Below are 16,120 nucleotides of genomic sequence, written 5' to 3'. Positions count from 1 at the left end.
GAAGTCAGGGAATGCGTGAGACTTCGTTCTGACTCTGCAGAACAGCATTGTTATCTTGCCTCTTTCGCAGGACATTGACGTAACTGAGGGCCAAACGGTTGTTATAGTTCTCATAGGACATTTGGGCCCATTTGATGGCTCCGTCCAATTCGCCGTTGATCTCACTGATTATGGCCATATTATAACAGGCTCTCCCCGCCGCTTTCCGGCTGACGCTTGAAGTTTCCTGCTGCCAGATCTTAGCGGCGCCATCCCAGTTACCGGTTTGAGCCATGCGCCGGGCAATGATAAAATTACCGGAGCCCCGGACATAGTAATATCGGGATACCCGCATGGAATAAGGTACGATCCGATATGCATAAGCCTGCCCTGCCTTGTTGCCCACCTGTTTGACCGCCTCTTTACGACCGATGAGGGCCGAGCCGACGGCAAGCGGATTGATTCCCTGGCCGGAAAAGACCAGGTCCCTGGAAAGGATATATTCGTCAAGGATATTTCGGGAAGAGGGATCATAGATCCTCCAGCCGGTCTTTACCAGCGTAGTCATGCTCACCTGTTGCTGTAGGGCCGGGATATTACCAATGATGGCATTCAGCTTTGCCGGGGAAGCGTTGATGTTAACCTTTGTTTCTGCATCGAAAAGCTCCAGGGAAAACAACAAATCCGAATTATTTTCCCTGCATATCTTTTCCACTGTATCCCAGGGCAGGGAGGAAGGAAATACTCCTGCCCCGTATGATCGGAGATCGAGGTTATTGAGGGGTTTTACTGAGGAAAACCGGTTGTTCTTCAACAATTCGTCCGCCAGGCCGGTCATACTGGCCTTTGCCCCTTCCGCCTGCAGGTCCCTGGTTTCAAGGGAGACTACTTTGTGAATGGCATCGATAGCCTTGTTCTCATCGGTGACCCTTGTCCTGTTTACGATGGCCGCAGCCTTCATATTGGGCGAGAGGCTCACCGGGGCCGGTTGCATCACGCTGAGGGACATCAGATTGGTAGAACTGCAGGAATAGCAGGCTACGGTAATACAGAGCAGGGCGATCCGGTTCTTCATACAGCTATTTCTTAAGGTGGATATTGGTAGTAAGGAATCTTGTATGTAAACGGTTTTCGGGAGGATTTAGTACTTAAATGTATTAATAGTTCAGTCCTGCAAAGGCTCGCAGAAATGTCCGTATCCCGCCATTAATAACTGGATCCTGGTTTCTTCGATCGGCTCCCGAAGGCTTTCAATCCGGAGGATCTTATCGCAATCGTCCAGATCGAAATTGATCCTGCAATGCGAAAAAGTTTGCTGAAGGAAAAGAATGACATGTTTAGCAACCTGATGATCCTGCACATCTGTCTTGAAGACTTTTACGATTTTCATATTGGTGGATATTAACGAAGAAAGGAAATATTAATGTTAAAATAAGGGCCTGGATCCCTTTTGATCCCCATGATATAATCGTTGATGCTCTTACCCGGATCCACCACTCTGTATGTCGTCGTATAAAGGAGGCCGGCGCTGCACCCGATAAGCAATTTTCGGAAAATGGGATATTCCAGGGTGACTCCTGTTTTCAAGCTAAAATCCTTGAAGGCCAATCCTCCCTCCAACCCGGGCTGATCTATTTTTCGTAACAATGTATTTTCTGCCAGTTCCGTGCCAAAGGATAATAGTCCTTTTGAAAAGATGGCCCTTCTCAGGAGGAGACGGGTAGGCAGATCCAGGCTTATTTCCCAGGGGGTGCCGGTAAATTTATGCCAGTAAGAAAAAGTCGGAATTACAGGGATAGGGCTGGAGGGGTTGGTAGACACTACCAGACCGGCGGAGATGCGGGTCGTTCGGGTCATTTTCAAAGGAACAATACCATAGATCAGGCCGTATGTGCGGGAATAGGATGATTGAAGCGAAAAATTCGTCAGCAACAAGCCGCCCCATATGATTTGTTTATTAAAAAGAGAATCTGTCCTTCGATAATTGAGCCCCAGCGAAAGATTCTGTAAGGTATACGATCCATCGCCGACCCGGGACTGGGGGATCTCGTTGACAGTATTCTTCAGTGCGTTCTGTAGTGAATTATAGGCTACAACAACGGATAGTTCCTGACCGCCCGAGGTATAAACCGGAAGATTAAATACCGCCCTGATATTGGTTTTGGGCTGCATCGTGCCTTTCAGAAAATCTTTGCCATCCAGCTTGGAAGTATAATGCATGCTGCCGATCGTCTCCACCTGAATCGTGGCCAATCTCAAGGCCGGGTACCGGAGTGCCGCCTGCTGGCGCATATAGTCTCGTTTGATCCGTGCAGAAACAGGTATCTTCTGCTGAGCTTCTACCGGATCAGGTTTATTCTGTTGGGCTCCGACAGGCAGGTAAGCTACTGACAGAAAAAAAAGACACAAGGAAATGGGCAGTCCGGGATACATACATAAAAATTTAAAAGGTAAAGGCAATAACAATCCCCTATCCATTAATCATGGAAAAAAATTTGTCTTACATATTTACATATGGCTATAGCTTGCTACACGATCCAGTTTCGGAAGAACTGGCTAAAGGCCTCTCTGTAATTCTCTCCCACCGGTATGACCGTTTCATTGATCTGTACAGCCGTCCTGGTGACCGCCGTAATTTTTGACAAGGAGACAATACAGGATCGGTTTACCCGCATGAATAACCTGGCAGGTAATTTCTCCTCCATGTTCTTCAGACAAGCTGTTAAGCTTAACAAAATGAAAACCAAAAAAAGGGGCTGGGCAAGAAACGCCAAAAAACTGTGTTGCCTGGATGAAAAAGAAAGAACTCCTGGTCCTAAAAGGACAGGTGAAATGGGAAGGCAACATAAAGGAAATGCGAAGTCTATGAAGCTCGACATTCCTGGATAAATTCCTATTCATCCGTTGTGGATCTTTCTCCCCACTTTTCCGGTTAATCCTGCCCTTAACCTGAAGACGGAAATCAACCGGAAGTACAATCAAAACAATAAAGAAATACCTTCTCCAATGGCCAACTTTCGAAGACGTAGCGAATACTATCTATTTGAAAATTAAGGAATTATGTCAATATTTTAATCTCCAATCAAAATCAAATGATATAACAATTTGTTTAATAGGTAGCAGGCCGTTTGGTCATGGACTTATATTTGTTATTTAACTTTGTTCCTGTACAATAACAGGTCATGGCTCTTTTCATCAGATGATTTTAATATCTAATTATCGGCATTTAAACTATACACTTTGGTCAAACAGTTAAGCCCGGGCAATAAACAACCTTTTCCATTAAAATGGCTATTCTTTTCCTTGTTCCTTTTCATACAAGGATTTGCCTACAGCCAGGTGATCGTTCCTGCAGATTCTCTCAAAGCAGATTCTCTCAAGGCAGATTCTTTGCGCATTAATGCCGCAAAGGCTCATAAACCGGCAGATAATATCAACCAACAATATGATTTTGGGGATTTACTGCGGAATGTCTTTCATCCCAAAAAGTCGGCCGACACCTTAAAAAAACGATCGGGCATCACCGTTGTCCCTAACATCGCCGCCAATCCCACCATCGGCGGGCAGTTGGGAATAAAAGCAGTGGCTGGCAGAAGGCTCGGTAACGATCCGAATACCCTTTTTTCCGTGGCAGCCACTTCGGCTTCCATAACCACCAAGGGAATTATTTATTTTTATGTGAACCATAATATATTTACGCCCGGCAACAAGTGGAACCTACAGGGCAATCTGGTAATCGCCAAAACCGTATCTCCAGATTTTGGTTTAGGGATAGGCAAGAAATTCAACGGAGGAAGCGCTGAAGATTCTGTCCTGGCAGATCCAACGCATAAGGTTTATGCGATACACTCTCAATATTACAATATCCGGGAAAAGGTCTACAAAAACGTGTCGAAAAACTTTTTTGTGGGTGCAGGATTATCCTTTGAGATCAGGAGGAAAATTGAAAACAAAGATACGACGAACAATGCCACACCATCCAGCGTTTACAACAACCGGCATGGTTTTCCTCAAAACAGTTACTCGGCCAACGGGTTTCTTTTTAATATAGAGTACATCACCCGTGACAATCCGAACCGCCCCTACAAGGGTCTTTTTTTTGATGCAGGTCTCCGGCTAAATCAAACATGGATTGGAAGCACAAAAAATTCCTTGCAAATGACAACCGACTTCAGGAAATATTTTAGTTTGTCGTCCACAAGCCCGGAAACCGTGTTTGCCTTTTGGAACTGGGGCTCTTACCTGGTTGCCGGTTCAATACCCTACCTGGAATTACCGGGTACGGCCAGGGACGGAACCTTTAGAAGCGGCAGAGGTTATACGTCTCAATATTTTAAAGGAACTCAGTTTAACGATACCGAAGCCGAATTCCGTTTTCCCATACTGGCCAACAAATTCCTCAGCGGCGTTGTTTTTGGAAATCTGCAAACCGGCAATGATGAACATGGGACCAAAATATTCCAGGTTTTTCAGCCTGGCTATGGCGGCGGTCTGCGGGTGTTGTTCAACAAGGCTACAAGAACCAATCTGGCACTGGATTATGCTTTTGGCAAATTCGGCAACAAAGGATTTTTCCTGAATCTGAACGAGACTTTTTAGGAGGATACCGTAGTTCCCGAATTTGCAAAAGGCGTACCTATTTTAGATTAGGGTTTAACTGCGCGTCATTAACAGGGATCGGAGCCAGGTAAAAACTGTGCTGCGTATCGTCTGGAACATTCTTCAACGGTTCATCGCCCGCGCTGCGGCTGGCGTTTGCCTTAGCCACGGTTTCGGTGCGCTGCAGATCGAACCAGCGTGCAGCGGGTTCGAGACCGGCAAATTCCCAACCCCTTTCTGCCACTACCGAATCACGGAATACTGTCTGAGAAAGCCCCGGCACGAGATCACCCAGACCGGCCCTATGGCGTACCAGGTTGATGGCATTATAGGCAGAGACATCCGGTGTGGCAGACATAGCCGTTGCTTCGGCGTAGGTAAGCAGGACTTCCGCATAGCGGATAACATAGACGGTATGATCGCCAGCCCAGTTACCGACATGTGTTACCCTGTTATAACTTGCGTCATCGCGGTATTTTTGAAAATAGGGGTGTTTCAGTGCCGTGCCCGTCCAATCTTTTGACGTACCCCCGACCATGTATACGGCCTGGTAGGTCGCATCTTTGCGGGCACCGGCCGGAAAGTTATTGTAGAACGTTATTTCCCCAAACCAATCGTCCCATCCATTTTCATCTCCCGGCTGTGAAGAATTAGGCCCCATCATATTCCACTGGTTCCAGGGCGTGTTCGGAACGTTATTATTATAATAACAGGCAAAAACGGCTTCGTTGTTATATTGGAATTCCCTTTGCCACAAATCATTAAAATTACCATGCAGATCGATACTATACAGGGTTTTGTTGTCGATTACCTCCTTGGCTTTTGCAGCGGCCAATGCATATTTATCCGCCTGTTTGAGCGGCCAGCCTGCCATGGTAAGATAGACATTCGCCAGCAGCGCCTTTGCCGATCCTTTCGTGGGGGCCACATTCACCCCATTTTGAAATTGCACGCCCAGTCCGCTCCAGGTATCCGGTAACATGGTCTCAGCCTGTTGTAAATCGGCGACGATCAGGTTGTATATTTCTGACGGGTCGGCCTTCGGGCGCGTATAATCCACCTTATTCTCCGTCGTTAACGGAATAGCACCCCAGGTACGGGTAAGAAAGAAATAGCTCAATGCCCTGAGGAAATAGGCCTGCCCCGCGGCCCTGTTCTTTTGGTCGGCTGAAGCAGTTGCCTTGGCATAGTTCAGGATCATCGAATTGCAGGATTTTATCGTTGCATAGAAGCTGGTCCACCAGTTGGTCATTCTGTCGTTCGATGAATTTGGCTGGAAGGTGTCAAAATCGGAAAAAGAAAGTTTGTTACCAATCCTGGCTACCCCTACGTCGTCACTGCCATAACAGGTGGCAAAACCGGCGACCTGGTTGAAAGCCACATTATTTAAGGCATAAAGACCGGTTGCCGCCAGGGAAAGGTCATTGGCATTTGCATAGAAATCGGTTCCGGTGGGAACTTTGGGTTCTTCCTTTAACAGATTTTTGCTACAGGCTGAAGCCAGAAGCGAGACGACAGCAATGGCAAGATATTTTTTCATAAAAAATATTTTTTTAATTAAAACTTAGCGTTCAATCCAATCGTGAAGGTGCGGGGATTAGGATAGGCACCCAGGTCAATACCGGCACCGATATCACTATTACCCATGGTGTCGGCTTCGGGATCAAATCCTTTATATTTTGTGATCGTGATGGCATTTTGTGCACTTACAGATAACCGTATATCACCAAAGCCGATCCACCTCTTTTTGAGGGTATAGGCCAGACTGATATTTTTGAAACGGACATAACTTCCGTTCTGGAGATAATGGGTGGATTCAACATAACTTCTGCCGGTCTTGCTGGCAGGATCCGCCCATTCAGAATTGGGGTTCTTGGCAGACCAGTAGTTGGCCGAGGCAGCGAGGGTAGGATATCTTATATCGCTGGATGGTGCTGCAATGGCGGCATATGTCCCGTTAAAGACCTTATTGCCCTGGGATCCCTGAAGAAACAGGTTCAATGAAAAATCTTTGTAACTGAAATCATTGCTGAAGCCAAAAGTAAAGGTAGGCGTGGCGTTACCGGAAATCACGCGGTCCTCATAACCAATTGACTTATTACCGTCGACATCCCGATATTTGTTATCACCGGCTTTAAAACCCAAGGTGGGATCATCTTGTTTGTAAACACCCTCCCACGGGATCAGGTAGAACGAACCGAGCGCATAACCGGGTTTGACAACCTGGATGGACGTATTGATCAGACCGCCTCCGGGGAAGGCGGCATAAATGATGTCCTGTCCACCCAAACTAATTACCTTACTCTTATAGGTGGTGAAATTCAAGGTCGCATTCCAGCTGAAGTTTGTCGTTCTAACAGGCATTGCGTTTACCGAGAACTCAAATCCCTTATTGGTTACCGATCCCAGATTCACCCATTGGGATCCGCCACCATCATAATCCGGGATGGTTTTTTGCAGCAATAATCCGTCTGTGTTCTTGGAAAAATAATCCATGGTGACATTTATCCTTCCGGCCAGAAGACCGGCGTCCACGCCGATATCCCATTGTTTGGTGGTTTCCCACTTCAAATTGGGATTGGGCGGGTTACCCAGCGTATACCCCTGGTAGGAAGTTCCGGTTCCATAAGAATACTGCTGACCGCCAAGCAGGCCAAGGGTACTGTAGGGTTCAATAGCCTGGTTACCGGTAATACCCCAGGAACCACGAAGCTTAAGATTGGAGAAAATGTTCATACTTTGGATAAACCTTTCTTCGGACAATCTCCATCCGGCAGAAACAGAGGGGAAATAACCCCATTTGTTTTTTGTGGTTTGAAATTTGGAAGAACCGTCGGCCCGGTAGGTAGCCGTTAACAAATACTTGTCCTTATAGGCATAAGAAACCCTTCCCAGGAAGGACTGAAGTCCCCAGTTTGAGTAGTTTGATCGGATACCTTGTGTGGCGTTAAGCTGAAGTGCGTAGTAACCATAAGCTGTAGAACTTAGTCCGCCTCCGTCGGCGTTAAAACCGCTGATTTTATTGGAAGTCTGCTCATAAACACCGGTTACGGACAAATTATGGTCCCTGTTAAAAGTCTTGTGGAAATTTAGGATATTGCTGTTCTGCAGGGTGTAATTATCCTTATAACCCTGACCGGAAGAAATATTTGTCTGATTGATCCACTCATTATTCAGATAAGCGCTTCGGTAAAAATTCGCGTCTAATCCGACATTCGTGCTGAAACTCAACCAATCGGTAATATCATACTTTAGTTTGGCATTAAGGACCGCCGTAGTTGACTTGCCTTCATAGTCGGATTCTTTGGCAATCATGTACGGATTCGGGCCGATGGGAGAGATGGCGTACCGGTTATAGGCGCCGGTGGCGGGATCATCGTACACCGGTTCGGTAGGCGCCCAGGCCAGCGAAGATACCACCGGGTTGGCTTTACTACCCAGATCACCATTGTTAAGCGATTGTATATTGGTTAGGAACAGGTTCAGCCCGAAACTGACCTTGTTGGTTATTCTACTGTCGATATTCGAACGGAGGGCTATTTTTTTCTGACTGGTATTGGTTATAATACCTGTTTGATTGACATAATACCCCGAAACATAGTACCGTGATTTATCCGTACCGCCTGCCGCGGAAAGCTGGTAATTCTGTGTTATGCCGTTGCGGAACACCTTGCTCTGCCAATCCGTTCCGGCTCCTGGATTGGAAATGACAGTCGTTCCCGCAATATGATTGGCCTCCTCGGCATAAGCCGAAGGCCCCAGCAGATCGTATTTTTTTATCTTATTGGTACTCAGGAAGGTGTTGACATCGATAACCATTTTTCCCGCCTTCCCGCTTTTGGTGGTGACTAATATAACCCCGTTGGCACCCCTTGAACCATAGATAGCGGAGGCAGATGCGTCTTTTAAGACTTCCATGGATTCAATATCGTTGACATTGATATCCTGGAAACCGGCACTTCCCAGAGCAACCCCATCAACCACAAAAAGTGGATCGTTGCTGGAATTGATCGAGTTGCTGCCCCTGATCCGCACCTTGACCACCCCGCCCGGCGCACCCGAGGCGCTGCTGACGGCGACCCCCGACGCCCTGCCCTGTAAGGCGCTGCTGACGCTGACGACCGGCTGATCTTTATAGGCCGCGGCCGAAATGGTTGCGGAAGACCCGGTCAGGCTGGTCTTTTTCTGGGTTCCATAACCAACCACTACTACGTCCTGCAAGTTTTGAGACAGGGATAAAAGCTGGACCAGCAAACTGGTCTGATTTCCTACCGAAACTTCCTTGGAGGCAAAACCTACTGTACTGAATATTAGCACGGCACCGGGTGATACATTGATTTGAAATATTCCTTCGGCATTGGTCTGGGTAGCCTGGCTCCTCCCCTTTACCTGCACGGAAACACCCGAGAGCGAAGAATCCCCGGCTGTAACTTTGCCGCGGACCAATTGCTGGCCAGAAAGACGGCCGTTAATAAAACTGAAAAAAATGAGTAAGCAAAGTAAATTTCGCATGGCAATTAATTTGGTTTGTGAAATGCAATCTGCCATACAAGATTAGGATAATCTGCCCTGAGGAGAGAGGGGGTAAATCACTAAATAAGGGGGGTAAATCAGTGGTTAAAGGTCTCTTTGTATTTTTTTACATACTCCGAGGGATTCATTCCGAACAATTTATGGAATTGGGACCGGAAATACCTGGCATCGTTGATACCAACCTGGAAAGCCGCTTCATTGATATTGATATCGGTGCTTAATAATAAGAGCGCTGCTTTACGGAGCCGCAGATATCGTATAAAAGCGTTGAGGGAAAGACCGGATACAGATTTAATTTTTTGATATAAACTGGAATGGCTCATTCCCATTGCCCGGGAGAACGCCTTTATCGTAAAATTTTCATTATTGATCTCGTTTTCAACGACCTGTATGCAACGGTCCAGAAAATCGCGGTAAGAAGCGGAAACCTTGGTTTTGTTCTTCCGTAAGGTAACCGTTTCCAGGAAATATTGCTGGATGGTACTTCTGTTTTTGAGGATATTATCGACCCGTGCAATTAACAGTTCTTTTTCGAAGGGTTTGGTAATATAGTCTTCAGCACCGCATTCTATGCCCTTTAGTTTGACCTCAGACGAAGTAGAGGCGGTCAACAGGATTACGGGGATATGATTAAGCTCAGGATCCGCCTTTATTTTATGGCAGAAATCCACCCCCGTCATTCCATTCATGATCAAGTCACTGATAATGATGTCCGGTATGTAGGATTCGGCCATTTTCAGGGCCGACTCCCCGCTTTCCGCTTCATAGACCAGGAACCGGCTATTAAATATTCCGTTCAGATATTCCCGGATGTCCGCATTATCATCGACCAGCAGGATTGATTTTTTTCCCGAAACGAAATCAGGCAATGCAGGTAAAGCCCCTTCTGCCCCGTTCAGATTTTCGCGGTCGTCCAGCCGGGCGCCTCCTGCCGTCTCCGCCTCAAGACCTGCCATCAGTTCTTCCAACAATACCGGCTTTCTTTCCGGGGCCTCATCAAAGATCAATCCCGTCGGCCCGACAGCTTCCTTTGGTCCGATAGCCTCCCTGGGTCTGGCAGATGCTGCCAGACCGCCGGTATCATCAGCCCGGAAGTCGACCGGAAAGTCGGACCGGAAGTCGGCCGGGAAGTCGACCCGGAGGTCGGCCGGGAGACTCAGGGTAAAGCGGGTACCCTTTCCGATCGCGCTCTCGTAAACGATTGTCCCTTTATGGGCCTGAACAAGCTGGTGAACGAGGTACAAACCGATTCCAAAACCTTTATGTACCGAATGCTGGCCGTTCTTAACCTGATAAAATTTTTCAAACAGGGTATTTCCTATTTCCGGGTCAATACCGCAACCGGTATCCGAGACCTCAACTTCTACCATTCCAGGCTTTTTCGGATTTTCGGCTATTTTAAGGATCACCGTTCCGCCGGGCGGTGTAAATTTTATCGCGTTGGACAAAAGATTAAATAAGATGATCTCCATTTTTTCCCTGTCCGCCATTAATTCAAGGAAAGGATTGTCGCAGGAAAATTCGTAATTGATATTTCTTGCCCTGGCCTGTTGGGAAAAACAAATAAATACATCCTGACACAACTCATAAAAATTAACCCTGACCGGTTTTACTATACCACCCTCTGTATCAGCCTTTCTAAAAAGCAGCAATTGGTCTACCAGGCTCAGTAAACGCCTGGCATTGCGATATACTATATTTAAACCGACGGCACTATGTCTTTTTTCCGGATGCTGCAGCAGTTCTTTGACAGGGTCGATGATCAGTGTAAGCGGCGCCCTGAATTCATGCGATATATTTGTGAAAAAAGACAATTTCTTTTCATTCAGTTCTTTTTGTTTCTCCGTTTCTATCCTGGCGAGTGCAATCTCATAAGCCTGTCTGTCGCGTTGGGATTTGTACCGGACATACAGGTAAACAAGCGCACAAAAAATGGATAAATACCCCAGATAGGCCCACCAGGTCCGGTACCAGGGAGGCAATATCTCTATGAGCAGTTTCTCCTGGCTTACACTCCAGTTACCCGTCGCATCCTTTGCCATAACATGAAAAACATAAGCCCCTTCATTAATCCGGGTATAATTGGCAGTCCTGGTCTTTCCGACATAATTCCACCCTTTATCCCAACCTTCCAGAAAATAAGCATATCTGATCTTATCGGACGCTGAGTAGTTGAGCGCAACAAAATCCACCGAAAGAACAGCCTTGTCAAATGGTAGTTTGATACATTCGATCCTGTCCTGGGTACGTCTGTCAATATAATTGTCATTTTCCCTGATAGCCTGGTTATTGACCGTAAGACCGGTCAGCAAAACGGTAAGAGGCCGGGAATTGTTAATAATACTATCCGGATAGAAAATATTCAGCCCCTTAATTCCACCAAAGACAAATTCGCCGGACCGCAATTTTAACCCCGCATTGTAACTGAACTGGCTGCTCTGAAGCCCATCGGATTGTGAAAAGTTGATGAATTTCCTCGTGACGGTATTAAATACAGAAATACCGTTAAAAGTGCTGATCCACAAATTACCCTTTTTGTCTTCAAGGATTTTCAGCACCGAGTTGTTGGATAACCCGTCAGTTTCGGAGAATCGGGTGAACCGGCCGGTGACAGGATCGAATAATAACAAACCGGAGCCTTCCGTTCCAATCCAGAAATTGCCATCTTTATCTTCCAGGATGGAACGGACGGCATATCCCACATGATACCGCTGATGTGCTTTTTTTACCTGATCTATCCGGATCAGCGAACAAAAATCACCTGCCCACAGACTTCCTTTCCTATCCTCATACATGGCCAGGATATTCTTCAGCCTGTAATCGTACAATTCAAATTTTTCCTGCCGCCGGTTAAAACAATATAGTCCGCCTTCCAAACAACTGCCTGCCCAAAGATTATTCCGGCCATCCTGAAATAACAGGAAATTATTTTTATCCTCTCTGCCTAATTCAGTATTCAGGCAATTAAAATGAGTGAAGGACCGGGATCGTCTGTCAAGACGGTTTATTCCTCCGCCCCAGGTGGAGACCCAAATTTCCTTTTTGAAATCTATAAGGACATCCGTTACGAAATTACTGCTTCTCGATTGCAGATTTTGCTCCTGGTGGCGGAAGCTGGTAAAGGTATTCTGTCCCCTGTTCCAGCAGCTGAGGCCGTTCCCATCGGTCCCCAACCACAGATTCCCTTCCGCGTCTTCACTACAGCCTGTAACAAAATTATCGATCAGGCTGTTGGACCGAAGCGGGTCATGTGCTATGGTCCTGAATTTATTCCTTTCAGGATCTACTACATTTACACCCCCTCTGATCGTGCCGATCCATAGTCTTTCGTCCCGGTCTTTTATTACCCCATACGCGCTTACACTGGTGAGCTTCTGCCGGGAAGAACCGGCGAAAAGAGGGGCTATTTTTTTTGAAGGAATATCCAGCGCATATACCCCATTCCCATCGGATGAAATATACAGGCAGTTACCGTAGGCGGACAAATGCACGATACGGCTACCGCAGGAAAGAAATTTTGAAAATTTGTTTTGTGCTATGGCGTAACAAAAGAGCCCGTCATCCGCACCCATCCAAAGATTTCCTGCTCCGTCGGCTTTCAGGTAAATCCCGTTTTTGATCTCAGCACTCACCAGGCGAAGTGTTTTTAACGTTGAGTCGTAGAGGTATAACCCTTTTTCCCTTACATAGACCCAAATATTTTTCTTACTATCGCACTCTACCGACAAAGCCTGATAGGCTTCATGTTTAGCCCGATCGCCCTGATCGCTGGAAATAAAGACCGGAAGCGCGACCTTTGTTTTTTCCTGGTAGCGTAAAAGACCCTCGTCCGTGGCGATCAGTACATTTCCCCAAAAATCCGTTTTTAGCTGATTAACGATAGCATTGATTTTCCTGGGTTTCTTTTCCCCGGTTGGAATGTACAAGACAGGATCAAAAGTGGATGTCACCTCATCATACCGGGCCACACCGCTTCTTGTCCCGATCCACATTCTTTTGGAGGAATCTTCGATGATCGATGCTATCCTGTTGTTGGGTAAGGAGTTTGCATCCGTTAACCGGTTGCGGAAAATATAGAAATTGTAACCATCGTAACGATTTAATCCATCATAGGTACCAAACCACATAAAGCCTTTATGATCCTGGAACAAACAGGTAACCGAATTATTGGAAAGTCCCAGTTCAATGCCCAGGTAGGTAACAGGAGGTCCTTCAGCTGCCCGGAGTACACTGAAAAAAAACATACAGCTAAGGAATGTCCAAATCTTATCCAGGCATTTTATGGGCATTAAAATCTAATAAAACTTTTTAGTTAGGATGGTGTCCTTACAAATATAGTTTTTTTGAATTCAATACCGATGACCCGCCGCAGAAAATTAAGGAGTTTTAGTCAGGGTTGTGCTTCAGCATATCTTCTGAAAGAATCCAGAACAGCCTGGCAAAACTCTTTTTGCAATTCAACGGGCTGCGTATTTTCCGGCTGAAATGTTTCCAACAACCTGACGGGTTTTTCCGGATTTGCTCCCTGAATAAAGGTTATTATCGATTTCCGTCCGTCTCCAAGAGTATAGGAGATCAATTCATTATTTTTCACCTCGTCGTAGGTGCCGGAAAAGTCGAATTGCAAACTCCCGTCTTTTAGTCCCATGACAAAAAGGAATTTACCACCCGGGCGAAGATCATTTTCAACCTTCAGGTTATGCCATTCATCCGACATATTATTCCACTGCATAATATCTTCAGGAGTGGTCCAGATTTTCCAGACTTTTTCAATGGGTGCATTTATTTCTGTTTCAGCGGAAATCGGGATCCTGTCCGTTTGCATAAGCCGTGTTTATATTTATGTCAATAAAGGTAAAAATACAAGCTTCAAAAAATAGAGGCAGGCGCTTTATAGGCCAATTTAAGGGTTTTTTTGTGCCACTTTACTGATTTTAATGGTAATTTCCGGTTTTACTAATACTTCCTTAATGGAAAAAAATTACCCATCCCTGAACCCGCAGGAGAACCTGTTAGATGATTATCTTCTGTTCGGATTTTACTACTCCCTTGCCGAAGCGGTCTTCAACGGAAAGACATTGGGTAAGCTGGTTACCCAAACACGCGCCGTTCAGGAAGACGGGAGCCCGATTACTACTTCCATGGCCTTCATAAGAGGTTTTAGCCGGTTAATCCCGTTCGAGGCTATCTCTGCACTAGGTAGCCCACCCCATCCCTGGCACGACAAATGGTCGCGTACCTTTGTAGTAAATGAGGAGGAATCAAAGGGGCTGGTGGAGAAGGCAATCCTCAGCCGGTAACTAATTTCCTAAACTAAAATGAAAAAAGAATTCAGAGCAAACGTATAATCATAAAATGCAGAAAATTCAAATTCAGGAATCAAGTATCAAATTCCTGAAACTATTAAAAAAGAATAATAACCGGCCCTGGTTTATGGCAAATAAGGAACTGTATATTCAGGGGCAAAATAACCTGGAAATAGTTGCCGGAGCCTTATTGACCGCCCTTAATTCCCATGACCTGATCGAAACTCCCACCGGTAAAAAAAGCCTGCACCGGATATATAGGGATACCCGGTTCTCTACGGAAAAGATACCCTACAAAACTAACTGGAGCGGCAGTTTTACCCGGGCGACCAAATTACGTCGCGGCAGTTATTATTTTCATATTGAATCAGGCAATAGTTTTGTAGCTGGCGGATTTTGGGGGCCCGAACCGCAGGATATCAAACGTATACGGGATGAAATTGCTTTTGATCCTGCTCCTTTACGAAAAATATTGAACAGCAAATCGTTTTTGTCTTCTTTTGGAAAATTGCAGGGCGAACAGCTAAAGACTGTTCCCAGAGGATTTGACAGTAACAATGAGGCCATTGACTTACTCAGGTATAAACAATTTATACTTATTAAGAAATTTACAGATGAAGAAGTCTTAGAAACCTCATTCGTTAAACAGGCATCGCAGGCTTTCAAAAATATGCGCCCGTTCTTCGATTATATGAGTGAGGTGTTAACTACCGATGTTAATGGAGTAGCCATTTAACCAGCCGATAAAGCGCCAAAATATAACGCTATTGAAAAATAATATTCTCACCACACTCGACAACTGCGACCAGGACAGTGCCTTTCATTTTATTAACCTGGAACATCCCTATGTCTATCTCGCGGACTGCCGTCTCCACCTTTTCCGGGATGAGGCCGGACAATGGGCCATCGTATCGGAAGTGCTGGGTTATAATACCCGTGGTGCGGGCTGGGCAGTGTCCCTGGAGATCCGTTATTTTGGGAACTGTCTGCTCCCGCTGAAAGATCAGGAAGAGCAGTATAACTATTATACTGTATTACCGTTGGATGCTGAAAGGTTCAACGCTACCATCGATATAGACGTTTTACAACCCGGCGCGACCTCCTGGCTTGTGCGCGGAGTCGAGGTCCCGCTCTCCCATGAGAAAAGCGACTATGGGGCTGAGGGAATCACACTGAAAGAAACAGAACCCGGGGAGATAACGGGAGAAGAAATACTCCGGTTCCTGGTCCCCCGGCATCGTCCGCTCTTTCGCGCTACGGAGGGGGAACTATACCAAGGTATCCCAACAACGGTGAAAAAGGTAATGGTGCTGGACGAATGGCACCACAAATCCTTTCATCAGATGAAGTCACCCTTTGAAGACCCTCAGATATTATTGAGTTTTGACCAGACCAACCCGATGATAGCCGAAATGATACAACAGGAACTGGAGAAGACAAAACAGTGGAACGCAACTCAATGGGAAGACCGGCCAAGTAGTTATGAGACCTGGCAGCAGATAGCCGGAGTTTTGGCTACCGGGGATACGAAAGTTTACAGACCATCACATCCTGCTAACACCCATTGGAAAAATTGGCCGGAAGGCGGCACGATGTAGTTGTTATCCTCTATTTTTTGTCCGGCATCTTGTTAATCTTTTTTTCCACAAAAGATTTTTGTATCACAGAATTTTCGAAATTGCCATTCTGCTATTTACCACCCA

Annotated in this window: 12 protein-coding genes; 4 read left to right on the top strand and 8 right to left on the bottom strand. The window is 46.1% G+C overall.

The window, feature by feature from the left end; genetic code table 11:
- Positions 1 to 4: 4 nt before the first annotated feature.
- From ACX0G9_RS12875 to ACX0G9_RS12860, 4 genes are all read right to left on the bottom strand, one after another.
- Positions 5 to 1,054 (bottom strand): DUF6340 family protein, encoded by a 1,050-nt coding sequence (locus ACX0G9_RS12875; RefSeq protein ID WP_459065320.1) that lies wholly within the window; start codon positions 1,052 to 1,054, stop codon positions 5 to 7.
- A gap of 90 nt (positions 1,055 to 1,144) precedes the next feature.
- Entirely contained in the window at positions 1,145 to 1,369 is a 225-nt protein-coding gene (locus ACX0G9_RS12870; RefSeq protein WP_459065319.1) for a hypothetical protein, read from the bottom strand.
- 11 nt (positions 1,370 to 1,380) lie between these two features.
- Positions 1,381 to 2,412 (bottom strand): hypothetical protein, encoded by a 1,032-nt coding sequence (locus ACX0G9_RS12865; protein WP_459065318.1) that lies wholly within the window; start codon positions 2,410 to 2,412, stop codon positions 1,381 to 1,383.
- A gap of 95 nt (positions 2,413 to 2,507) precedes the next feature.
- The gene (locus ACX0G9_RS12860; protein ID WP_459065317.1) at positions 2,508 to 2,858 is read right to left on the bottom strand and encodes a LytTR family transcriptional regulator DNA-binding domain-containing protein; all 351 of its coding nucleotides are present in this window, start codon (positions 2,856 to 2,858) and stop codon (positions 2,508 to 2,510) included.
- 361 nt (positions 2,859 to 3,219) lie between these two features.
- Between ACX0G9_RS12860 and ACX0G9_RS12855 the strand changes: the two genes are divergently transcribed.
- Entirely contained in the window at positions 3,220 to 4,578 is a 1,359-nt protein-coding gene (locus tag ACX0G9_RS12855) for a BamA/TamA family outer membrane protein (protein WP_459065316.1), read from the top strand.
- Between the two features lie 37 nt (positions 4,579 to 4,615).
- On the opposite strand, the gene ACX0G9_RS12850 is transcribed toward ACX0G9_RS12855, so the two are convergent.
- The 4 genes from ACX0G9_RS12850 to ACX0G9_RS12835 all read right to left on the bottom strand — a co-directional run bounded on the left by ACX0G9_RS12850 (position 4,616) and on the right by ACX0G9_RS12835 (position 13,936).
- Positions 4,616 to 6,118 (bottom strand): RagB/SusD family nutrient uptake outer membrane protein, encoded by a 1,503-nt coding sequence (locus ACX0G9_RS12850; protein ID WP_459065315.1) that lies wholly within the window; start codon positions 6,116 to 6,118, stop codon positions 4,616 to 4,618.
- A gap of 17 nt (positions 6,119 to 6,135) precedes the next feature.
- The gene (locus ACX0G9_RS12845; protein WP_459065314.1) at positions 6,136 to 9,090 is read right to left on the bottom strand and encodes a SusC/RagA family TonB-linked outer membrane protein; all 2,955 of its coding nucleotides are present in this window, start codon (positions 9,088 to 9,090) and stop codon (positions 6,136 to 6,138) included.
- Positions 9,091 to 9,188: 98 nt separating this feature from the next.
- The gene (locus tag ACX0G9_RS12840; RefSeq protein WP_459065313.1) at positions 9,189 to 13,355 is read right to left on the bottom strand and encodes a hybrid sensor histidine kinase/response regulator transcription factor; all 4,167 of its coding nucleotides are present in this window, start codon (positions 13,353 to 13,355) and stop codon (positions 9,189 to 9,191) included.
- 146 nt (positions 13,356 to 13,501) lie between these two features.
- Entirely contained in the window at positions 13,502 to 13,936 is a 435-nt protein-coding gene (locus ACX0G9_RS12835) for an SRPBCC domain-containing protein (RefSeq protein ID WP_459065312.1), read from the bottom strand.
- 145 nt (positions 13,937 to 14,081) lie between these two features.
- Here ACX0G9_RS12835 and ACX0G9_RS12830 point away from each other — a divergent pair, with 145 nt between their 5' ends.
- Genes ACX0G9_RS12830 through ACX0G9_RS12820 form a run of 3 tightly spaced genes read left to right on the top strand, consistent with a single transcriptional unit; the run spans position 14,082 to position 16,015 of the window.
- Positions 14,082 to 14,411, top strand: coding sequence for an RDD family protein (locus tag ACX0G9_RS12830; RefSeq protein WP_459065311.1), 330 nt, complete (start codon positions 14,082 to 14,084; stop codon positions 14,409 to 14,411).
- 55 nt (positions 14,412 to 14,466) lie between these two features.
- A complete protein-coding gene (locus ACX0G9_RS12825) occupies positions 14,467 to 15,153 on the top strand; it encodes a DUF2461 domain-containing protein (protein WP_459065310.1) in 687 nt (228 codons plus the stop codon).
- Between the two features lie 31 nt (positions 15,154 to 15,184).
- Positions 15,185 to 16,015 (top strand): DUF7003 family protein, encoded by an 831-nt coding sequence (locus tag ACX0G9_RS12820; RefSeq protein WP_459065309.1) that lies wholly within the window; start codon positions 15,185 to 15,187, stop codon positions 16,013 to 16,015.
- Positions 16,016 to 16,120: the final 105 nt, after the last annotated feature.

The organism is Flavitalea flava (assembly GCF_054461575.1).
The sequence above is the reverse complement of the archived record's forward strand: the minus strand, read 5'-3'. Positions and strand labels throughout refer to the sequence as shown.